Annotated in this window: 19 protein-coding genes and 1 tRNA gene; 14 read left to right on the forward strand and 6 right to left on the reverse strand. The window is 59.5% G+C overall.

From position 1 onward, the window contains the following. Nucleotides 1-74: 74 nt before the first annotated feature. The 5 genes from JFT91_RS13795 (at nt 75) to JFT91_RS13815 (ending at nt 6,569) form a co-directional block, all read left to right on the forward strand. Entirely contained in the window at nt 75-1,700 is a 1,626-nt protein-coding gene (locus JFT91_RS13795) for an APC family permease (RefSeq protein ID WP_201232717.1), read from the forward strand. Nucleotides 1,701-1,722: 22 nt separating this feature from the next. Beyond that, nucleotides 1,723-2,649: a 4-hydroxyproline epimerase gene (locus JFT91_RS13800; RefSeq protein WP_201232718.1), complete on the forward strand. Its 927-nt coding sequence runs from the start codon at nt 1,723-1,725 to the stop codon at nt 2,647-2,649. Between the two features lie 55 nt (nt 2,650-2,704). Further along, complete coding sequence (locus JFT91_RS13805) at nt 2,705-3,652, forward strand: dihydrodipicolinate synthase family protein (RefSeq protein ID WP_201232719.1); 948 nt, start codon at nt 2,705-2,707, stop codon at nt 3,650-3,652. Nucleotides 3,653-3,724: 72 nt separating this feature from the next. Next, on the forward strand, nt 3,725-5,317 hold the full coding sequence (locus tag JFT91_RS13810; protein ID WP_201232720.1) for an aldehyde dehydrogenase (NADP(+)): 1,593 nt from the start codon (nt 3,725-3,727) through the stop codon (nt 5,315-5,317). Continuing rightward, on the forward strand, nt 5,307-6,569 hold the full coding sequence (locus JFT91_RS13815; RefSeq protein ID WP_201232721.1) for an NAD(P)/FAD-dependent oxidoreductase: 1,263 nt from the start codon (nt 5,307-5,309) through the stop codon (nt 6,567-6,569). The genes JFT91_RS13810 and JFT91_RS13815 overlap by 11 nt, the downstream gene beginning before the upstream one ends. An 84-nt stretch (nt 6,570-6,653) precedes the next feature. Here JFT91_RS13815 and JFT91_RS13820 read toward each other — a convergent pair whose 3' ends face one another. From JFT91_RS13820 to JFT91_RS13830, 3 genes are all read right to left on the reverse strand, one after another. Continuing rightward, nucleotides 6,654-8,957 (reverse strand): hypothetical protein, encoded by a 2,304-nt coding sequence (locus JFT91_RS13820; protein WP_201232722.1) that lies wholly within the window; start codon nt 8,955-8,957, stop codon nt 6,654-6,656. 25 nt (nt 8,958-8,982) lie between these two features. Then, nucleotides 8,983-9,057: transfer RNA gene (locus JFT91_RS13825), tRNA-Lys, on the reverse strand. Between the two features lie 120 nt (nt 9,058-9,177). Beyond that, the gene (locus JFT91_RS13830) at nt 9,178-10,104 is read right to left on the reverse strand and encodes a Gfo/Idh/MocA family protein (protein WP_201232723.1); all 927 of its coding nucleotides are present in this window, start codon (nt 10,102-10,104) and stop codon (nt 9,178-9,180) included. Nucleotides 10,105-10,291: 187 nt separating this feature from the next. On the opposite strand from JFT91_RS13830, the gene JFT91_RS13835 reads away from it, so the two are divergent. Both JFT91_RS13835 and JFT91_RS13840 read left to right on the forward strand, forming a co-directional pair. After that, complete coding sequence (locus tag JFT91_RS13835; RefSeq protein ID WP_201202763.1) at nt 10,292-11,341, forward strand: NAD(P)-dependent alcohol dehydrogenase; 1,050 nt, start codon at nt 10,292-10,294, stop codon at nt 11,339-11,341. Nucleotides 11,342-11,487: 146 nt separating this feature from the next. Next, on the forward strand, nt 11,488-12,183 hold the full coding sequence (locus tag JFT91_RS13840; protein WP_347340635.1) for a tRNA (adenine(22)-N(1))-methyltransferase: 696 nt from the start codon (nt 11,488-11,490) through the stop codon (nt 12,181-12,183). Between the two features lie 329 nt (nt 12,184-12,512). Here JFT91_RS13840 and JFT91_RS13845 read toward each other — a convergent pair whose 3' ends face one another. From JFT91_RS13845 to JFT91_RS13855, 3 genes are all read right to left on the reverse strand, one after another. Then, on the reverse strand, nt 12,513-12,872 hold the full coding sequence (locus JFT91_RS13845; RefSeq protein WP_201232725.1) for an immunity protein Imm33 domain-containing protein: 360 nt from the start codon (nt 12,870-12,872) through the stop codon (nt 12,513-12,515). A gap of 113 nt (nt 12,873-12,985) precedes the next feature. Beyond that, nucleotides 12,986-13,381: an ankyrin repeat domain-containing protein gene (locus JFT91_RS13850; RefSeq protein ID WP_201232726.1), complete on the reverse strand. Its 396-nt coding sequence runs from the start codon at nt 13,379-13,381 to the stop codon at nt 12,986-12,988. Further along, nucleotides 13,303-13,602, reverse strand: a complete 300-nt coding sequence (locus JFT91_RS13855; RefSeq protein ID WP_201232727.1) for a hypothetical protein — start codon at nt 13,600-13,602, stop codon at nt 13,303-13,305. Before JFT91_RS13855 ends, JFT91_RS13850 begins: the two co-directional genes overlap by 79 nt. A 242-nt stretch (nt 13,603-13,844) precedes the next feature. Between JFT91_RS13855 and JFT91_RS13860 the strand changes: the two genes are divergently transcribed. From JFT91_RS13860 to JFT91_RS13890, 7 genes are all read left to right on the forward strand, one after another. Beyond that, nucleotides 13,845-14,060, forward strand: coding sequence for a tautomerase family protein (locus JFT91_RS13860; RefSeq protein ID WP_201232728.1), 216 nt, complete (start codon nt 13,845-13,847; stop codon nt 14,058-14,060). Further along, nucleotides 14,057-14,713 (forward strand): DsbA family oxidoreductase, encoded by a 657-nt coding sequence (locus JFT91_RS13865; protein ID WP_201232729.1) that lies wholly within the window; start codon nt 14,057-14,059, stop codon nt 14,711-14,713. Before JFT91_RS13860 ends, JFT91_RS13865 begins: the two co-directional genes overlap by 4 nt. 50 nt (nt 14,714-14,763) lie before the next feature. After that, nucleotides 14,764-15,474, forward strand: a complete 711-nt coding sequence (locus JFT91_RS13870; RefSeq protein ID WP_201232730.1) for an SDR family NAD(P)-dependent oxidoreductase — start codon at nt 14,764-14,766, stop codon at nt 15,472-15,474. Between the two features lie 112 nt (nt 15,475-15,586). Then, nucleotides 15,587-16,510 carry a LysR family transcriptional regulator gene (locus tag JFT91_RS13875; protein ID WP_201232731.1) on the forward strand — a complete coding sequence of 308 codons (924 nt, stop codon included), beginning with the start codon at nt 15,587-15,589 and terminating at the stop codon, nt 16,508-16,510. Between the two features lie 96 nt (nt 16,511-16,606). Continuing rightward, nucleotides 16,607-17,113, forward strand: a complete 507-nt coding sequence (locus JFT91_RS13880) for a sigma-70 family RNA polymerase sigma factor (protein ID WP_201226861.1) — start codon at nt 16,607-16,609, stop codon at nt 17,111-17,113. Then, nucleotides 17,110-18,078, forward strand: a complete 969-nt coding sequence (locus tag JFT91_RS13885) for a FecR domain-containing protein (protein ID WP_201232732.1) — start codon at nt 17,110-17,112, stop codon at nt 18,076-18,078. The genes JFT91_RS13880 and JFT91_RS13885 overlap by 4 nt, the downstream gene beginning before the upstream one ends. A gap of 100 nt (nt 18,079-18,178) precedes the next feature. After that, nucleotides 18,179-20,617 (forward strand): TonB-dependent siderophore receptor, encoded by a 2,439-nt coding sequence (locus JFT91_RS13890; RefSeq protein WP_201226862.1) that lies wholly within the window; start codon nt 18,179-18,181, stop codon nt 20,615-20,617. Nucleotides 20,618-20,671 lie beyond the last annotated feature (54 nt).

A 20,671-nucleotide genomic window follows, 5' to 3' on the forward strand; every position in this document is an offset into this window, starting at 1 on the left:
CTCTCGATCAGTTCAAAGTCTGGCCCCAGTGACACCACAACTGCCTATCCAATAACTCACAAGAAGGCGATGCCATGTCAGGCCAAGGCAAGTTCAAAAAACAGCTTTCACTGATCGACCTCACATTTATCGGACTGGGTGCCATCTTCGGCTCCGGCTGGTTGTTCGCGGCCAGTCATGTGTCCGCCATCGCCGGGCCGGCAGGGATTTTTTCCTGGTTGCTGGGTGGCTTCGCGGTGTTGTTGCTGGGCATCGTTTACTGCGAATTGGGCGCGGCATTACCACGTGCCGGCGGCGTGGTGCGCTATCCGGTTTACTCCCATGGGCCGCTGCTCGGTTACCTGATGGGATTCATCACACTGATCGCGTTTTCCAGTCTGGTGGCGATCGAAGTGGTTGCCTCGCGCCAATACGCAGCGGCGTGGTTCCCAGGCCTGACCAAGGCCGGCAGCGGCGACCCGACCATTCTCGGCTGGCTGGTGCAGTTCGGCCTGCTCTGTGTGTTTTTCCTGCTCAACTACCGCAGCGTGAAGACCTTCGCCAAGGCCAACAACCTGGTGAGTGTTTTCAAGTTCATCGTGCCGCTGCTGGTGATTGGCGTGCTGTTTACCTTCTTCAAACCGGAAAATTTCCAGGTGCAGGGTTTTGCGCCGTTCGGCCTCTCCGGTGTGGAGATGGCGGTGTCGGCGGGCGGCGTCATCTTCGCTTATCTGGGGCTGACGCCGATCATCTCCGTGGCCAGTGAAGTGAAGAATCCGCAGCGCACCATTCCCATTGCGCTGATCCTCTCGGTGCTGTTGTCGACACTGATCTACGTACTGCTGCAAATGGCTTTCCTCGGCAGCATCCCGACGGAAATGCTCGCCAACGGCTGGGCCGGTATCAGCAAGGAATTTGCCCTGCCATACCGCGACATCGCACTGGCGCTGGGCGTCGGTTGGCTGGCCTATCTGGTGGTGGCCGACGCGGTGATCTCACCAAGCGGCTGCGGCAACATCTACATGAACGCGACCCCGCGGGTGATTTACGGTTGGGCGCAAACCGGCACGTTTTTCAAGGTGTTCACCCGCATCGACGAGAAGTCCGGCATTCCGCGTCCGGCGCTGTGGCTGACCTTCGCCCTGTCGGTGTTCTGGACCCTGCCCTTCCCGTCGTGGGAGGCGCTGATCAACGTGGTCTCCGCCGCGCTGGTATTGAGCTACGCCGTGGCCCCGGTGTCGGTTGCCGCGCTGCGCCGCAATGCGCCAGACATGCCGCGCCCGTTCCGGGTCAAGTGCATGGGCGTGCTCGGGCCGGTGTCATTCATCATCGCCGCGTTGATCGTCTACTGGTCGGGCTGGAGCACGGTGTCCTGGCTTCTTGGCCTGCAAATCCTGATGTTCGTGGTGTACCTGCTATGTGGCCGCTGGGTGCCGACCGCGCACCTCAATCTGGCCAGCCAGGTGCGCTCGTCAGCGTGGTTGATCGCCTTCTACGCGGTGACCATCGTGCTGTCGAAACTCGGCACCTTTGGTGGTCTGGGCATTCTCACCCACCCGTTCGACACCCTCGTCGTGGCGGCTTTCGCGACCGGTATTTATTACTGGGGTGCGGCGACCGGCGTGCCGGCGCACCTGCTGCGCCTTGAGGACGACGATGAAGAAAGCGAAGTCGCCTCCCCCGCCACCAACGTGACGGCGCGCCCTGCCGGCGCCTACTGAAATGACCCAACGGGACTTATTCATGAAACGAGTACACGTCATTGATTCCCACACCGGCGGCGAACCGACGCGCCTGGTAATGAACGGCTTCCCGTCACTGTCCGGCCGGACCATCGCCGAGCAACGCGATGCCTTGCGCACTGAGCACGATGCATGGCGCCGCGCCTGCCTGCTGGAGCCGCGTGGCAACGACGTGCTGGTCGGCGCGCTGTATTGCCAGCCGGTCTCGCCCGATGCCACGTGCGGGGTGATTTTCTTCAACAACGCCGGTTATCTGGGCATGTGCGGCCACGGCACCATTGGTTTGATCAACTCGTTGCAGTACCTCGGCCAGATTGCGCCGGGCGAGCACAAGATCGACACGCCGGTCGGCACGGTCAGCGCCACCCTGCATGACGACGGTAGCGTCACGCTGGGCAACGTGCCCGCCTACCGCCACCGCAAGCAGGTACCGGTGGACGTGCCGGGATTCGGCCGTGTGTTCGGTGATATCGCCTATGGCGGCAACTGGTTTTTCCTCGTCTCCGAGCACGGCCAGACGCTGAGCATGGACAACGTCGAGCACCTCACGGCGTACACCTGGGCGATGCTCAAAGCTCTCGAAGATCAGGGCATTTGCGGCGAAGACGGCGCGGTAATCGACCACATCGAACTGTTCGCCGACGACGCCCATGCCGACAGCCGCAACTTCGTCATGTGCCCCGGCAAGGCCTACGACCGCTCGCCTTGCGGCACCGGCACCAGCGCCAAACTCGCCTGCCTGGCCGCCGACGACAAGCTGCAACCCGGCGAGCGCTGGGTGCAGGCGAGCATCACCGGCAGCCAGTTCGAAGGTCGCTTCGAATGGGAGGGCGAACGCATTCGTCCCTACATCACCGGCCGCGCCTACATGACCGCCGACAGCACCTTGCTGATCGACGAAACAGACCCGTTTGCGTGGGGCATCTGAGCCGCCGCGCCAACTTTTCACCGCAATTTGAATGATGTGCCAAGGAGTTAAAACAATGAGCGACAACATCTTCACCGGTTGCATGCCGGCCCTGATGACCCCGTGCACCGCCGAGCGCAAACCGGACTTCGATGCACTGGTGGCCAAGGGTCGCGAATTGATCGATATCGGCATGAGCGCCGTGGTCTATTGCGGCTCCATGGGCGACTGGCCGTTGCTCACCGAAGCCGAGCGTCAGGAGGGCGTAGCGCGCCTGGTCGCCGCCGGCATTCCAACGATTGTCGGTACCGGCGCGGTGAATACGCGTGAAGCGGTTGCCCATGCCGCGCACGCGGCGAAAGTCGGCGCGCAAGGCTTGATGGTGATTCCGCGTGTGCTGTCCCGAGGCGCTTCGGCCTCCGCGCAAAAAGCCCACTTTGCGGCGATTCTGCAAGCCGCACCGAACCTGCCGGCGGTGATCTACAACAGCCCTTACTACGGCTTCGCGACCCGCGCCGACCTGTTCTTCGAACTGCGCCGCGAGTACCCGAACCTGATCGGTTTCAAAGAATTTGGCGGTGGCGCCGACCTGCGCTACGCCGCCGAAAACATCACATCCAAGGACGATGACGTGACGCTGATGGTCGGCGTCGACACGCAAGTGGTGCACGGTTTCGTCAACTGCAACGCCACTGGCGCGATCACCGGCATTGGCAATGCCCTGCCGCGCGAAGTCCTGCAACTGGTGGCGCTGAGCAAGAAGGCGGCCCAAGGTGATGCGCAGGCCCGCCGTCAGGCGCGCGAGCTGGAATCAGCGTTGGCGGTGCTGTCGTCGTTCGATGAAGGCTGCGATCTGGTGCTGTATTACAAGCATTTGATGGTGCTCAACGGCGACAAGGAATACACCCTGCACTTCAACGAGACCGATGCGTTGAGCGACTCGCAACGTCGTTATGCCGAGAAGCAGTATTCGCTGTTCCGTCACTGGTACGAGAACTGGTCGGCGGAGCAAAACTTCGCCTGATCGCTTCAGCTCTCCCTGCCGTGAATCTCGCCGATTCACGGCGGGCACTACTTTCTTCATCAGGAATACACCATGACTCTGACGGGCCACATGCTGATCGGGCAGAACTCTGTCGCAGGCAATCGCCAAGCCATTCGCGGGATCAACCCGGCCACGGATACCGCACTGGAACCGGCGTATGCCGGCGGAGCGGCCGAGCATGTCGACCAAGCCTGCGCTTTGGCCTGGACAGCGTTCGACGCTTATCGCGAGACAACCCTGAATGTCCGCGCTGAATTTCTTGAAAGCATTGCCGTGGAAATAGAAGCCCTCGGTGATGAGCTGATTGATCGTGCCATGGCCGAAACCGGTCTGCCGCGCCTGCGTTTGCTGGGTGAAAGAGGTCGTACCTGCCAGCAACTGCGGATGTTTGCTCGCACCGTTCGGGCCGGAGAATGGCTGGACGTTCGCGTCGATGCTGCGCAACCGCAACGCCAGCCGATGCCGCGCTCGGATTTGCGTCAGCGCCAGATTGCGCTGGGGCCGGTGGTGGTGTTTGGCGCGAGCAATTTCCCGTTGGCGTTTTCCGTCGCGGGCGGTGACACCGCATCGGCACTGGCGGCTGGTTGCCCGGTGATCGTCAAGGCACACGGTGCGCATCCCGGCACCAGTGAACTGGTTGGCCGCGCAGTGGCTCGGGCGGTGAACACCTGTGGTTTGCCGGAAGGTGTGTTTTCGCTGTTGTACGGTTCCGGGCGCGAAGTGGGCATTGCGCTGGTCAGCGACCCACGCATCAAAGCCGTCGGTTTTACCGGCTCGCGCAGTGGTGGTCTGGCGTTGATTGCAGCAGCGCAGGCACGGCCCGAGCCGATTCCGGTGTACGCGGAAATGAGTTCGATCAATCCGGTGTTGCTGTTCCCCGCCGCACTGCGCAATCGTGGTCAAGCGTTGGCTGAAGGATTTGTCGCCTCGCTGACCCTCGGTGCCGGGCAGTTCTGCACCAATCCAGGTTTGCTGATCGCTCGCAAGGGGCCGGCGCTGGACACCTTTATCGCGGCAGTTGCCGAACGGGTTCTCGGCAGCCCGGCGCAGACTATGCTCACCCCGGGGATTTTCAACGCCTATGAATCGGCGGTGAATGCACTGGCCGAGAATCCTCGGGCGCAGGTGGCTGCCAGCGGCCAGTTGGGTAGCGGCCCGAACCAATGTCAGGCCCATGTATTCGTCACCGAAGCCGTCGATTTTCTTGCAGATCATCATCTGCAAGGCGAGGCGTTTGGCGCCGCCTCGCTGGTCGTGCAATGCGCCAGTGACGAGGAGATCAGGCAAGTCACCGAACATCTGGAAGGCCAATTGACCGCCACCCTGCACATTGACGATGAAGATCTTCAGCAAGCCCGAGCCTTGCTGCCGATACTGGAACGCAAGGCCGGTCGCCTGTTGGTCAACGGCTGGCCGACTGGCGTGGAAGTCTGCGATGCCATGGTGCACGGTGGGCCCTTCCCGGCAACTTCAGACTCGCGCACGACGTCGGTGGGCACCGCGGCAATCCTGCGTTTCCTGCGTCCGGTGTGCTATCAGGATTTCCCCGACAGTTTGTTGCCCAGCGCACTGAAACACAGCAACCCCTTGCACTTGAGTCGCCTGCTCGATGGGCACAGGGAAGCCCTGAACAATGGTGAATAACGTCTCCTATGACATCGCGGTGGTCGGCGCCGGCATCATCGGCGTCGCCTGCGCACTGCGCCTCGCGCGCCAGGGTTTGCGCGTGGTCGTCATCGATCAACAAGCACCCGGCCACGGCGCCTCGTTCGGCAACGCCGGGCATTTGGCGACCGAGCAGGTGTTTCCGATCGCCGATGCATCGATCCTCAAGCGCCTGCCGGCGATGCTGCTCGACCCGATGGGCCCATTGCGACTGGACTGGAAATACCTGCCCCGCGCCCTGCCGTGGTTCACGCGGCTGCTGCTGAACCTACGGCCGGAGCCGTTTCAGAGAACTGTTGCGGGGTTGCGCGCACTCAACGAAAGCAGCCTGGATGCTTGGCAGCGCTTGCTCGCGGACATCGCGCGGCCTGATCTGCTCAAGGTCGACGGTTCATTGCTGGTGTTCGAACGTCCCGAATCGCGTCAGGCCCTCGACGCATTGCAAGCTCGATTGCGTCAGCAGGAAGTGCCCGTCGATTACTGGCAGGCCAAGGCCATTCAGGAAACTGCGCCGCAACTCAGCGAGCAGATACAGGGCGGTTTGTTCTTCCCGCGCACCGGCCACTTCATTGACCCATATCGCGTGGTGTGTGAACTGGTCGAAGCGGCAAGGGCGAGCGGCGTGAGTTTTGTCCAGCAGCCGGTCAAGGGTGGCCATGTGCAGGAGCACGGCGTTTCGTTGATCACCGGCAACGGTGGCTTGTTGGCTAAACGCGTGCTGATTGCCTGTGGTGCCCATTCGGCAAAACTCACCGCCGCGCTGACCGGCAAGCAAGTCCCGCTGGACACCGAGCGCGGTTATCACCTGATGCTGCCACAGGAACATGATCGCCTGCCCTTCCCCGTCACTTCGCTGGAGCGCAAGTTCATCATGACGCCAATGTCCGAAGGCTTGCGGCTGGCGGGCACGGTCGAATTCGCCGGGCTGGAGAAACCACCGAGTATGGAGCGCGCGTGGCAGTTGCATCGGTTGAGTCAGGGCTTGTTTCGCCAGGATCTCAGCGCCGAAGCAGCGACACCGTGGATGGGCTTTCGCCCGTCGTTGCCGGATTCATTGCCGGTGATTGACCAAGTGTGTGGGGGCAAGGTGTTGCTTGCGTTTGGTCATCAGCATCTGGGGCTGACGCAGGCGGCGGTGACGGCGGAGATGGTGGTGGGGATGGTTTTTCCGATGGCTCAACAGGCATCTGGCCTGCCGGGTATCGAGCAGTACCGGCTGGATCGTTTCTGAAAGGATTTACTCGACAGAAGAAAAGCCTGTTTTCAGGGCAGGCTTTTCGCAAGTCTGCGTGGGAAGAGTCGGGATACTCCTACGTCAGGAAGGCATTAACCAATGTCGTTCGGTGCTCCATCCGAGAAACACTTTTCCTCCCTCAATTTTTTGCCGGTTAAAAGTCAGTCGATGCCCGGCTGCGGCAACACGCAACCCGACCATGGCCGGAAGAAACCTTTCCCGGAAGTCACACGATTGCGCTGCAAAGTGCGTTTCAAGCTTGTCGAGTGCTGAACGCAACGAGTCACCATCAAGCATCGACAGAAAAAACACCATTTGGCGCCAGGCATATGCGGTGTTTTTCAACATCACCAGACGTGCATGGTAAAGCTTGATTTGCATCTGTTGTCGCCTGCAAATCCACTCGAAGCACGTCAGCGCCAGCGCACTCATACGATGATGTAACAGCGTTTTCAGCTCGAGCTCACCTAACAGGAGCGCCAGGTTTTGCGTTGTCAGGATCTGTTGCTGTTCGATGATCGTCCCATTCGTCGCGGGGCTACATGTTCCAAACGTGGCGTTTGCACGCTGCGCGCACAGCTTGGCCAATGCATCCCTGTTGTTCGATTGTTGCCAGTGATTACTGCTGCGCTTTGATCTGCGCTGTTCGGGAAGGACGGCCAACAGATCCGTATCAATGTCGTAGTATCGGGCGTAAAGGGTTCCGGCAATCAGCTTGGCCGATTGTTTGGCTGCTCTCACGAACTTGTTGGAGAACTTGCCCATGAAAATGTCAGTTGCCACCTCTTCGACGAAAGGGAGATCGAGTTTCGCTGTTTCAGCCAGCGAGACAAATTCCTGCAGCAGCTTGTTGGGAAGAATCGCCTGAGGAAACGCTGAGAGGGTCAATACAGAAGCCTCGACCAATGCCCGTCTGGCACCCTCGATCGAAACATCGTTTGTCTCACGCTCGCATTCCACCGCCGCAACCCAAGGCAGTTCTGCAATTTTGACCTGACTTTGCAGGTTGATCAGCAACAAGGATCGGCGACGCCTGAACGCGCGATAGGTAGCGCCAACCAACATCTGCAGCGTTGTATCTCGATATCCGGCACTGCAGATTTCGGCCGTCATTGCTGGCAAAATCCGCGCAACGGTGTCTCCCGATGAGATCAGACCATGGTCAATCAATTCGGCGATAGTGCCTTTGCGGCAACGTTCGAGACGTAGGCGAACCGCAGGTGGAACGGGCGCGCCAACAGTTAACGCGTAGCGCTGCGCCTCTTTATCGGTGATAGGTTTCAGCAGGGGTGAAAAATCACTGATGCCGTCCGAATCCGGGTAACTGGCCAGACGCGCCGAGATAGCCTGGGCGATCAAATGATGCCCGGGAGCCGCCACGTGATCTCGCTGCTCTTTTCGCTTGATGGAATGTGTTTCGGATTCGGGATGGCCGTGCTTGACCACAAAGTCATCAACGATTCGTCGAATACGCCCGACTTGCCGCCCCGTCAGTGACGCGTGATCACGAGAGCACTGAGTGAGGAATGCAAACAACTCCACCGCCCGGCTCTTGGCGGTTGCCTTTCCGTGAAGTTCAGCATCACAGGTTTCAGCGAACTGCGTACCGAGTGCCATCGCGCGCTCGAACCAGCCGTCAGGATAGTATTTGCACGGCCAGCCTCCCTGATACGTCAGAAGAAAAAGCGAGACAGCAGCGTCGTAGAGCGGCAAGCGATTTTCAACTACATGTTTTTGCACCGCCAGATGCGGTTGAGCCCGTTGCGCAGCCAGTCGCTGGCTGACATTAGCCACGTTGAAAACATGAACTTCAGCCGTCGAGATCGGTGGCTCGTCAACGGTTGATGGATAGAAACGCAGACGATCAAAGAACGGCGCAATCTGCTCGATCAATGTTCGCGCTTCGTCGGCGCGCGAATGCCGCAGAAGCCATGACACTGTCAGCAGTGCGGCCTCTTCCGGTACATCGATTTGATAGTTGCCCTTCGCCAAGCACTGTTGCAGTGCCTCAATGCCGTCATCCGAGAGATGCCAGGCATTGAGGTCAAGTCGTTCATGGCCTGCACGAATGCCGGGGATCGACGCAGCGAGCTCGCACTCATAGGCAGTCAGATCGCCTCCGGCCAAGACTTGACCGGTAGCGAAACCGCCCGTGGCCACTTCCAGCGTGACCCATTCCGGCAACTCGGCAAACGGCACGCGTGAACCATACTGTGCGCTGCCCTGAATCAGATGTTCGAGAACCCGCTGCCAGCGCTCGATGCGACGGCGTGCTTGCGGGTCAGCGTTGCTCGGCAAAGCGCTCAACGCTCGAGAGAGTTGAAAAAACGCATAGCCAGCGTTTATGCCAACGCCTTCATCGAGCCCACTGTCGTGCCTGGACATACTTCCTTGTGACCCTTCGATGTGATGGGTCCGGGGGCTGGATTCGAACCAGCGCCCACCCGGTTAAGAGCCGAGTGTTCTACCGCTGAACTACCCCGGAGCAGAGGGCGCATTGTCGACTGGCGACTAAAAGATGTGAAGCGCCGTTTTGCAGTTTGTTGTAGCCAAACAATGCGCCGGCTCTTGATCCAGAGTGGACACCACCGCGACGACCCCGAGACTAATCGTAAAACGCCTCCACCATCACCCGACTCCCGACAAAGAAACTGTCCGCCACCAACCGCAGCGGCTGCAGATCCAGATCACTGGCTTTATCGCCAATCAACTGTTGAAAGTGCCGATACACCGCCGCGTATTCACCCTCCTCCGACACCGTTTGACGCACCCCATCAATACTCAACAGTGCCCCACCGTTATCCAGGCGCAGTGCCCCTTCAGCACAGCGAACCTCGATGCTCCACAGCTCATCGTGCCCGTGATCAAAATCAAATTCCGCTCGCACATCGAGTTGGCGCGCATCTGACATTTTGATCGACGCGGCAATCGGCGATTGGCAGTTGCTCGGTACGCGCAACTCAGCCGATTCGACAAACAGCGGCAATGCCAGCAGATGGGTGACGATTGATAAGGCGTTGATGCCCGGATCGAATACGCCGAGGCCACCGGGTTGCCAGATCCACGTCTGGCCGGGGTGCCATTTGCGCACGTCTTCTTTCCAGTCGATCTGCACGCTTTGCAGGGTGCGGCTGGCGAGCCAGTCACGGGCGGCGGCAATGCCCGGTGCGTAGCGTGAGTGCCAGGCGAACAAGGCGCTGACGCCTTGCTCCGAGGCCTGATCCACCAGCGCCATGGCCTCACCCAAGGTCGCGCACGGCGGCTTTTCGACCAGCACATGTTTGCCGGCGGCCAGCGCTTGTTGCACCAGTGCGAAGCGGCCCTGTGGCGGCGTGCAGAAGGCAATCGCATCAACCTGCGGGCCGTTTTCGAGCAACTCGCTCAGGGACTGAAAATTCTCTACGCCGGGGCAAGGCTTGCCTTGGGTGGCGACAGACACCAACTGGAATCCGGGATTGGCGTTGATCGCCGGGACGTGTTGATCCTGGGCGATTTTGCCGTAACCCACCAGACCGAGACGGATCGGTTGCATCAATGACTCCTGCTTTGATTTTGTTTTAGTCAGAACCGGCAGATTACCTGCAAACAGGGCGAGCGTCTGTCGGCGCAACGTCACAAGGTCTCGCAGGATCAGGCAAGGATTGCACAGGAATGCACTACTGCACGCGTGGGCAAAACCCCAAGAATGTTCCCACGACAAACCGATTGAGGACGTTCCCATGCTTGTACAAGCCTACGGTGCCCACGCTGGCGATAAACCCCTGGAACCCATGCAGATCGAGCGTCGCGCGCCGGCAGCCCATGACGTGCAGATCGATATCGCGTTCTGCGGCATCTGCCACTCGGACCTGCATCAGGTCCGCGCCGAATGGGCTGGCACGCAATTTCCTTGCGTTCCGGGTCACGAAATTGTTGGTCGCGTCTCGGCCGTCGGTGTGCACGTGGCGGATTACAAGGTTGGCGATCTGGTCGGTGTCGGTTGCATCGTCGACAGCTGCAAACACTGCGACGACTGCGAAAGCGGTCTGGAAAACTACTGCGACGGCATGATCGGTACCTACAACTTTCCGACCCCGGACGCACCGGGCTGGACGCTCGGCGGCTACGCACAAAACATCGTCGTGCACGAACGCTACGTGCTGCGCATCCGCCACCCCGAAGCGCAACTGGCGGCCGTTGCTCCACTGCTGTGCGCGGGTATCACTACCTACTCGCCGCTGCGTCACTGGAACGCCGGGCCGGGCAAGAAAGTCGGCGTGGTCGGCATCGGTGGCCTCGGTCATATGGGCATCAAACTGGCGCATGCCCTGGGCGCGCATGTCGTGGCCTTTACCACTTCCGAATCCAAGCGCGACGCGGCAAAAGCGTTGGGTGCCGATGAGGTAGTGGTGTCGCGCAATGCCGAGGAAATGGCCGTGCACGCGAAGAGTTTCGATTTGATCCTCAACACCGTCGCGGCACCGCACGATCTCGATGCCTTCCTCGTGCTGCTCAAGCGCGATGGCGCACTGACGCTGGTCGGCGCGCCGGCCACTTCGCATCCATCGCCGAACGTGTTCAACCTAATCATGAAGCGGCGCACGATTGCCGGGTCAATGATCGGCGGCATTGCCGAGACACAGGAGATGCTCGACTTCTGTGCCGAGCACGGCATCGTCTCGGACATCGAACTGATCCGCGCCGAGCAGATCAACGACGCCTACGAGCGCATGCTCAAGGGCGACGTGAAGTATCGCTTTGTGATCGACAACGCCACCCTCGCGGGCTGACCGCACAAGCCCTTTGGCAGCAAGGAGCTGCCAATGGGCAGACTCGATTCTGTCGCCGGGATTTGACATGCCCGGCGTTGCTCGACAAAGTCGCACCCCTTTTGCGGCCGCAAATGCCGCAGGTTTGTGTTGAGCAGGGGTTGCCGTTGAACGAACAGACATTGTCCATGCGCCTGGAGCGTGTGGCTGCGCACGTGCCAGCTGGCGCACGGCTGGCCGATATCGGCTCGGATCACGGCTATCTGCCGGTGGCACTGATGCGCCGGGGTGTCATTGCAGCTGCGGTGGCTGGCGAAGTGGCGTTGACGCCGTTCCGCTCGGCCGAACGCACCGTTCGCGAAAACGACCTGCACGATTACATCACGGTTCGCCAGGCCAATGGTCTGGCGGCGATCAAACCCGACGATGGCATCACCGTGATCACCGTCTGCGGCATGGGCGGCGAGACCATCCGTGACATCCTCGCCAGCGGTAAAGCTCACCTGAACGGCACCGAACGCCTGATCCTGCAACCCAACGGCGGCGAGCAACCGCTGCGCCAATGGCTGATGGATAACGGCTACCGCATCCTCTTCGAGGAAATCCTGCGCGAGAACCGCTTCGACTACGAAATCATCGTCGCCGAACGCGCCACAGCCGTGACCTACACCGACCAGGAACTGTACTTCGGCCCGTTGCAAATGCAGGCACGCAGCCCGGCGTTTCTGAGCAAATGGCAACACCGGCTGCATGAAAAGCAGAAGACGCTGGCCCAGTTCGCTCGGGCGCAGCAGGCTTTGCCAGAGGCGAAGGTGCAAGACGTGGCCCGGCAAGTACGATGGATCAGCGAAATGCTGGCCTGAGCCGGATAGAAACAGGCATTGCTCAGAGTATTCGCGCCAAGGTCGATATCAAGCGATTGAATGCGTTTGGGCTCTTTCCTGCTTGGCTCACTGCAACGTCTGGACTTACACGGTTTGTATGAGATCGCCATTCAGGACAATCAAGTCCATACGGTGTGTTGTCGATCTCGTAAACGTCATCCCCTCGGTAGATGCCCCATACCGACTCAGCCGCGAAGGGTGGGTAATCATCTTCGTCAGGCGTTAGCTTGAAAATAATCTTGTGAAAAACATCAGTCATATTCGTGCTCAAAGGATAGCTTTCACTGGTGGCGTGACGCTCTGCACTTTCAATCGGCAGACGATTCCGCTGCCGCCATCCAGACGTCTTCGTAGCCGTCTCTGTCGATAATGAACCTGGATCCTTCGGGCAGGAAAAGATACTTCAGCACTTCCGGCAACTCGTCGACCAAATGGCTTGCGTGCAGCGTTTGATAAAAATCAATGGCCGACGAGTGCTCACCGCAGTGAATGAACCAACTGACTGTGCCGCCCTCGGGTAAGGTGATTCTGCTCCCGTAAATCGGTGATTTGTGCAGAGTGTCCAGGGCAATGGCCACCATCGTCTCGGGAGGGTGTGGTGTCAGCGCATATTTGTCGCACACCTGCTGCTGCGAAGGGTCCGGCGTTACAGAATCAGCCTTTTGCATAAACAAGTCCCTGTTTCAAATTGGTTTGCCGGCCGACCAGAGCACGTTTTCCAACGGCGTGAACTGCATGCCTTTAAGCCCTGCCGCACGAGTTTTGAACCTAGCGGAACATATCAACGTATTACTTCCTGAAAGCAATCCTCAATCCAATGGGCAAGCACGGGTCTCTCAATGCTTCGCGCGGCGTCCGCCAAATAGACGGCCTCATCCGCACCCACGGTCAATCCATGCGCTAGAAGTATCTTCAGACCTTCAATTGCCTGCGCTTCTTCTCCCATATGGAAAACGGCTTGTCGCGCCGGGGTCAGACCGTTGTTTGCCACTGAGCCAACGCTTGCTCCAGCGTCGATCAATTGACTTGCACGCTCTATCGGGCCGAGTTTCAAAAGTGCCGACAACGTCGTAACGCCCGCGTCATCAGGGACGTCAATCAGGTTGTGGGTTTTGTACCAGCCGAGTACCCATGCGAAGACGGAATCATCACTTTCCAGCGCCGTGCGATGCAGCAAACTGCCACCGCCCAAGCTGTTTTTTTGAAAAAATCCACGTCATTTTCCGCAAGAAAATCGAGTGTCTTCACGTTTTCAGCGACGTAGAACAGCACGGGGATGTCGCTGTACGACTCGCGGTTTTTCATGTGTGGAAGTAAACGTTGCATTGCACTGCTATCTCCGCCAGCCAGCGCATCGCCGGCTTCATAAAGATCCACTAGCTGTTCTTCATCGATCATCGATTGCTCCGTAAGACCGCGATGTTATGGCAGCGCCCCTCGTTTAGGCAGACTTGACTTACCCGCCCCCGTCGTTTTATCGCCGAATGGGGTCCAAAGGCCGGCTCTGTGTTCTTGGCATTTGATACACCACATCACAAATGATGTACCTGAAACCCCATTTATCAACCCCCTGCAACTTCTTAAAGTTCTCTCCAACAGCAGCCCGTCAATCCGACAGGTTGGCCACTGGAGAGACTCAAATGCCTTTCATCAGCGTGCGCATCACTCGTGATGGCGTCACCCGCGAGCAGAAAGCCCAAGTGATCAAGGAGATCACGGAAACGATGGAACGGGTGCTCAACAAGGATCCGAAACTCACGCACATCGTCATCGAGGAAGTCGACACCGATAACTGGGGTTACGCCGGCATGACGACCACGGAGTACCGCAAACAGTTGTCGGACTCGCCATCATGAGCCGGGTGGTGAAAATCGATGTTGTCTCGGACGTCGTCTGCCCATGGTGCGCGCTTGGCGTTACTGCACTTGAGCAAGCGATCGAGAGTCTGGCGGGCGAAGTCGAGGTGGAACTGAGCTACAAGCCGTTCGAACTGAATCCGGACATGCCCGCGGCTGGCGAACCCGCTATCGAGCACATGATGCGCAAATACGGTCGCACCGCGGAGCAAGTGGCGCAGCGCAACGCGATGATCATTCAACGCGGTGAGGAGATCGGCTTTCGCTTCGACCTGGAAAAACGCAGTCATTTTTACAACACGTTCGATGCCCACCGTTTGCTGTTCTGGGCCTCGACACAGGGGCGCCAGCGCGCACTGAAAAAAGTCCTGTTGCGGGCTTACTTCACGGATGGAAAAAACCCGGATAACCGCCAGACGCTGGTGAATCAGGCCAAGGACGCGGGGCTCGATAGCCAGCGTGCAGAAGCCGTGCTGGCCTCGGCGGAGTTCACTCGCGAAGTCCGCGAACTTGAAGCGTTTTATCAGCAACGCGGCGTCCAGTCGGTCCCGGCGATGATCATCAACGACCGGCACCTCCTGTCCGGATCGCAATCGGTCGCTGATTACCGGCAAGCGCTGCTCCAGGCGGCGCAGGTTGTCGCTCACGTCTGACCCTTGAAAATCTGTTCACTCAATTCATCTCGATTACATGAGGAATCATCATGAGCACGTCCAATAAAGTCGTAGTGATTACCGGCGCATCTCACGGCATTGGCGCAGGCCTCGTCAAAGGCTTCCGTGAGCGCGGTTTTCAAGTGGTCGCGACATCCCGTTCAATCCAGCCGTCTACGGATCCGGACATTCTGACCGTCGCTGGCGACATCGCTGACCCTGCCACCGCCGAGCGCGTGATTCGCCAAGCCATGGCCCGTTTCGGTCGCATCGACACGCTGGTCAACAACGCGGGCATCTTTGTCGCGAAGCCATTCACCGAGTACAGCCAGGCGGATTACGCCCAGGTCGTGGCCACCAACATGAGCGGCTTTTTCCACATCTCGCAACTGGCGATTGCCGAGATGGAGAAGCACAACAGCGGCCACATCGTCAGCGTGACCACTAGTCTGGTTGACCATGCCATCGACGGCGTACCTTCAGTGCTGGCCTCGCTGACCAAGGGCGGCATCAACGCGGCAACCAAATCGCTGGCCATCGAATACGCCAAGCGCGGCATTCGGGTCAACGCCGTGTCGCCGGGCATCATCAAGACGCCGATGCATGGTGTGGAGACTCACGAAGCGTTGGGCAGCCTGCATCCGCTGGGTCATATGGGCGAGATTGACGACATCGTCCAAGCGATCCTCTATCTGGACAGCGCGAACTTCGTCACCGGTGAGATCCTGCACGTCGATGGCGGTCAGAGCGCCGGGCATTGATTGCTCGGTTGTCCCTGCATCAGGAAACGGCACTGTCGGGGTATACCGGCGGTGCCGTTTCATGTAGTAAACACCGGGATGAAATGTCCGTTGAGACTCGGTGTCCGCCTTTATGAAACGCCACTTTGATGACTTGCAGTTGGGCAGTATCGAACTCTTTTGCCTCGCCGCCGAGGCCGGCAGCTTCACCGCTGCCGCACAGCTAGCCGGGGTGACACCGGCAGCGGTGAGCCGATCGATTCTGCGTCTGGAGCAACGCCTCGGTTCGCGGCTTTTCGCCAGAACCACGCGCAGCATTCGGTTGACCGAGGCTGGGCGTAATTTTTTCGTCCAGTGCAGCCAGGCCCTGACTCAACTGGTCGAGGCGCAACAAGAAGTCATGGGCGCGCAAACGACCGCGTCGGGACGCTTGCGCATCAGTCTTCCAACCACTTACGGGCATCATCGCATTCTGCCGTTGCTGCCAGCATTTCGAGCGCTTTACCCCGAAGTCACAGTGGACATCCACTTGGGTAATCGCAATATCGATTTCGTCGCCGAGGGCTACGATCTGGCGATCCGTGTCCGCGCACAACCGGACTCGACGCTGATTGCACGCCTGCTTGAAGACGCCAGACTGGTGGTGGTGGCATCGCCCGACTATCTGCACAAAGCGGGCGCGCCGCAGACCCTGGAAGATCTGGCGCAGCACGAGTGCATCCAGTTCGAATTGCCCAGCAGCGGGCGGCGGATTTCCTGGCTGTTTCAGGAAGATGGCAAGGACCGAGAGGTGTTTTCCGACGGCGGTTACTCCTGCTCAGACGACGTGCTCGGCGGCGTAACCTTGGCCAAACATGGCGCGGGACTGTTCCAGACTTATAAATTCATTGTCGAACAGGAACTGGCGGACGGCCGCCTCGTAGAGGTGCTTCAAAACTATAGCGGTCGCTCAAGGCCTTACACCTTGCTGTACCCACACGGCCGCTATGTGCCGCAACACGTGCGCGCCTTCGTCGATTTCCTCCTGCAATACCGCGAGCAATGGGCGGCGCTTTAACGGCAAGTACGCCGGACACGACAGACCGATTGCGCTGGCTCTGGCGACACAGGTAGTATTGAGAGAGATTCTCACTAACATCTGGAAAGCCCACCAGTGCAATCTCCCCCGTCCAGCAAGCTGGGATTCTTTTTCAGCGACCATCACCGTTGGCTGCTGCAACACATCAATCGCCAGGTACGCAATCACGCGGACGCCGAGGACACTGCCGCCGATACGTTTTGCCAATTGCTGGTGGCTCGCGTCGATCCGGACTCCATCGAACAACCGCGCGCGTACCTGTCGACCATTGCGCGGCGGCTGATCTTCGACCGTCATCGCCGACGCAAACTGGAACTTGCTTACATTGAGCGGTTGTCTGCGTTGCCGGAGGTGCTGGTGCCCTCCCCCGAAGAACAACTGCAATTGATTGAAGCACTGGTCGCCATCGACCGGGCGATCGACGGTTTGCCATTGATCGTCAAAGCCACGTTCCTCTACAGCCAACTGGATGGCCTGAGCTACGTGGCGATTGCGCAAAAACTCGGGCTGTCGGAGCGCACGGTCAGCCGCTACATGAAACAGGCGTTGCGTCAGTGCTACCTGTGCGAAATGGCCTCATGAGCAAGCCGCGCCTCGATCCGGTCAGCGAGCAAGCCATCGACTGGATGGTCGCACTGCGCGCGGGTACGCCTGACGCCGCCCTGCAGGAGCGTTTCGACGCCTGGCTGGCGAGCGATCGTGCTCACCGTCAGGCGTGGGACAAACTGCACGAACGCCTTGGCGCTTCGTTCAATACGGTTCGCGCGCTGGATCGGCGCTTGCCCGGTCAGGCCGGCGAAGCCCGTCAGGTGTTATTGCAGCCAAACGCTTCGCGCCGCGACGCCTTGCGCGTGATTGCCGGCCTCGGCTTGCTTGGCGGCAGCCTGTGGCTTGGCAGCAAAAGCCATTTCGGTGAGTCGCTGCTGGCCGATCTGCACACCGGACGTGGCCAGCGTCAGAATTTCAATTTGAGCGATGGCAGCCGCCTGAGCCTCAACGCCGACAGCGCGGTGGATCTGCGTTTCGATGGCCAGCAACGCATGGTCATTCTGCGCCACGGCGAACTGGTGATCGACGTCGCACCCGACCCGAGCCGACCGCTGATCGTGCGCACTGCCGAAGGTGACATGCGCGCCTTGGGCACGCGCTTTCTCGTCGCTCAGGAGCAGGACGCCAGCCGTCTGGTGGTGTTGCAGCATTCAGTCGAAGCGCGGTTGTTTGACGGCACCACACAAATCGTCCGCGAAGGTCAGGCCGCGTTGCTCTCCTCGCGCAACATCACCTTTGCCCGCGACGACGAGCGTCGCCGAGCCGAATGGTTGAACGGCAGATTGAATGTGCTCGATGAGTCGCTGGAGCAAGTGGTCGATGCGCTACGCCCCTACCATCGCGGTTTTGTGCGCGTAGCACCTGAGGTGCGCGGTTTGCGCGTGCAGGGCGTGTTCCCGCTCGATGATCCCGAACGAACCTTCGGTGCCCTGGCCGAAACCCTGCCGATTCGTGTGGAACGCTACAGCCCGTGGCTGACGTTGATCGGCAAAAAATGAGCTCGAAAAAATATTTTATGAAAATCGTTCTTGTTTGTGTCCGGTTTTCATTTCTCATCCGACCTATCTCCTGACGCTTTTACAAAAACAGGAGAATGTTGTGTTCAACACGTGGCCCCGTAACCTTTCCGCTGCCGTTGCATTGGCAACGCTGTCGACTTCAGCGCTGGCGCAAGACCTGACGTTCAACCTGCCGGCAGGCCCTCTCGCCAGCACGCTCAATGCCATCGCCGGCCAGAGCGGGCAGATCATTTCGCTGGAGCCGGCACTGGTGCAGGGCAAACGTGCGCCGGCAGTGACCGGCCAAATGCCCGCTGAACAAGCCATGCAGAAAGCGTTGGCGGGCAGCGGTTTGCAGTTGCGCGTGACGGGGCAAGGCAATTTCAGCGTCGAGCCGGCCCGCGATAACAGTGCCGCCGTGCAATTGGACGCGACGAACATCGTCGAACGCAGCTTCGACGCCACCACCGAAGGCTCGGGCTCCTACGCCGCGCGTGCCGTGACCATCGGCAAAGGCACTCATACGCTGAAGGAAATTCCGCAGTCGATCACGGTAATGACCCGCAAACAGATGGATGACCAAGGCCTCACCGATCTCAAGGACGCGGCGAACAAAACCACAGGTCTGGTCGGTGTTCAGGGCGTGGGCAAAGGTATGATCCTCACCTCGCGCGGTTTTCAGATCGATGACTGGCAGTACGACGGCGTGCCGATCCCGCGCAACTTCTATGGCTTGGGCAACTGGGCGACGCAGGATCTGATTTTCTTCGATCGCCTGGAAATTCTCCGTGGCGCATCCGGCCTGCTGCAAGGCACCGGCAGCCCCGGCGGCGCGATCAATCTGGTGCGCAAACGCGGTCAGAATGCGCCGACCGTGACCATTACCGGCAAGGCCGGCTCCTGGGATCACTACGGCCTGCAACTGGATGCCGGTGGCCCGCTGAATTCATCGGGCACCGTACGCGGGCGCTTCGTTGCCGACGAAGACCAGAGCCAGTCGTTCGTCGATTACGAATGGAGCAAAACCCACTCGCTCTACGGCGCACTGGACTTCGATCTGCGCGACGACACTACGCTCGGTCTGGCCATCAGCAACTCTGATGGCGAGTCACGCCCGATGATCCGTGGCCTGCCTCGCTACTCCGACGGCAAGCCGTTGAATGTGCCGCGATCGACCTACGGCGGCGCGCGCTGGAACCATCTGGACATCGACGTCACCACGCTTTACGCCGATCTGGAGCACCGTTTCAACGACGATTGGGCATTCAAGGTCGGCGCAGTGCGCATGGATGAAACCAACAAGGGCAAAAGCCAGCGTCTGCAAACCAGCGGCGACGGTATCAACCCCGATGGCAGCGGCATTCAATACGCGGACTTCGTCACCGATTTCGACTCGACCAAACTCGGTCTCGACATGAATGTCACCGGCCACTTCGAAGCCTTGTCGATGGCCCACGAAGTGATGCTCGGCGGCAACTATTCCAAATACACGTCCGACGACAAATACGCTCGAACCTTTAACACCAACAGCACTGACACGATTTTCGACATCGACCATGACCGGCCGGACATCAGTTACGAAGGGCTACTGAACACACCGGGCGGCCAAGGAACGCCGAGCAAATACGACATTCGCCAAAAGGGCTTGTATGGCAGTTGGCGCGTAAAACCGATCGACTCGCTGACTCTGGTGCTGGGCTCGCGCGTCAGTTGGTTCGACTACAGCTACAAATACGCAACGCAAAGAGCCTTCAGCAATGTGGCGATCCCTCAACCGGAAAGCACCATGAACGAAACCGGCGAAGTCACACCGTATGCCGGTATCGTCTACGACTTGAGCCGCGAATGGGCGGTGTACGCCAGCTACACCGACGTGTTCGAGCCGCAGACCAACCGCACGGCGAGCGGCACGGCGCTCAAACCAGTGGTGGGCAGCAACTACGAAGTCGGCCTCAAGGGCGAATTGCTGGATGGCCGGGTGAATACCTCGCTGGCGCTGTTCCGCTACGACCAGGAGAACCGCGCCATCAACGACCTCGCGTCGGGCATGGTCTGCGACGGTTGGTATTGCTCCAATGCCGCCGGCAAAGTCCGCAGTCAGGGGATCGAAGCCGAGATCAGCGGCGAAGTCCTGAACAACCTGCAACTCTTCGCCGGCTACACCTACAACACCACCAAATACCTCGATGACCCGGACAACGAAGGCAAAGTCTTCAGCACCTGGACGCCGAAACACATGCTGCGGGTGTGGGGCGATTACCAGTTCAGCGGCGACTGGGAACGCGTCAGTACAGGCCTTGGTTTCACCACGCAAAGCCATACGCTGGGCTATGAACACACCTACGACGTGGCGGGTTATACCGTCTGGAGCGCTCGCCTCGGCTACCAGTTGAGCAAGGAAATCGGTCTGGCGGTGAACGCCAACAACCTGTTCGACAAGCGCTATTACGCCGCCGCGTACAACCAGCTCAATGGCAACAACAACTTCGGCGATCCGCGCAATGTGATGTTCAGCGTGAAGTACACGCCAGAGTTCTGAGGCGAGCTATCAACGCCGACCTGTCCGCCAGGTCGGCGCTGGGTAGCCATGCGC

The sequence above is a fragment of the Pseudomonas sp. TH08 genome, from assembly GCF_016651275.1.
In the GTDB taxonomy this organism is placed as follows: Bacteria; Pseudomonadota; Gammaproteobacteria; order Pseudomonadales; family Pseudomonadaceae; genus Aquipseudomonas.

What these genes read in the sequence shown, in the direction of transcription:
- JFT91_RS13795 (WP_201232717.1), top strand. Translation starts at nt 75, where the DNA reads ATGTCAGGCCAAGGCAAGTTCAAAAAACAGCTTTCACTGATCGACCTC.
- JFT91_RS13800 (WP_201232718.1), top strand. Translation starts at nt 1,723, where the DNA reads ATGAAACGAGTACACGTCATTGATTCCCACACCGGCGGCGAACCGACG.
- JFT91_RS13805 (WP_201232719.1), top strand. Translation starts at nt 2,705, where the DNA reads ATGAGCGACAACATCTTCACCGGTTGCATGCCGGCCCTGATGACCCCG.
- JFT91_RS13810 (WP_201232720.1), top strand. Translation starts at nt 3,725, where the DNA reads ATGACTCTGACGGGCCACATGCTGATCGGGCAGAACTCTGTCGCAGGC.
- JFT91_RS13815 (WP_201232721.1), top strand. Translation starts at nt 5,307, where the DNA reads ATGGTGAATAACGTCTCCTATGACATCGCGGTGGTCGGCGCCGGCATC.
- JFT91_RS13820 (WP_201232722.1), bottom strand. Translation starts at nt 8,957, where the DNA reads ATGTCCAGGCACGACAGTGGGCTCGATGAAGGCGTTGGCATAAACGCT.
- JFT91_RS13830 (WP_201232723.1), bottom strand. Translation starts at nt 10,104, where the DNA reads ATGCAACCGATCCGTCTCGGTCTGGTGGGTTACGGCAAAATCGCCCAG.
- JFT91_RS13835 (WP_201202763.1), top strand. Translation starts at nt 10,292, where the DNA reads ATGCTTGTACAAGCCTACGGTGCCCACGCTGGCGATAAACCCCTGGAA.
- JFT91_RS13845 (WP_201232725.1), bottom strand. Translation starts at nt 12,872, where the DNA reads ATGCAAAAGGCTGATTCTGTAACGCCGGACCCTTCGCAGCAGCAGGTG.
- JFT91_RS13855 (WP_201232727.1), bottom strand. Translation starts at nt 13,602, where the DNA reads ATGATCGATGAAGAACAGCTAGTGGATCTTTATGAAGCCGGCGATGCG.
- JFT91_RS13860 (WP_201232728.1), top strand. Translation starts at nt 13,845, where the DNA reads ATGCCTTTCATCAGCGTGCGCATCACTCGTGATGGCGTCACCCGCGAG.
- JFT91_RS13865 (WP_201232729.1), top strand. Translation starts at nt 14,057, where the DNA reads ATGAGCCGGGTGGTGAAAATCGATGTTGTCTCGGACGTCGTCTGCCCA.
- JFT91_RS13870 (WP_201232730.1), top strand. Translation starts at nt 14,764, where the DNA reads ATGAGCACGTCCAATAAAGTCGTAGTGATTACCGGCGCATCTCACGGC.
- JFT91_RS13875 (WP_201232731.1), top strand. Translation starts at nt 15,587, where the DNA reads ATGAAACGCCACTTTGATGACTTGCAGTTGGGCAGTATCGAACTCTTT.
- JFT91_RS13885 (WP_201232732.1), top strand. Translation starts at nt 17,110, where the DNA reads ATGAGCAAGCCGCGCCTCGATCCGGTCAGCGAGCAAGCCATCGACTGG.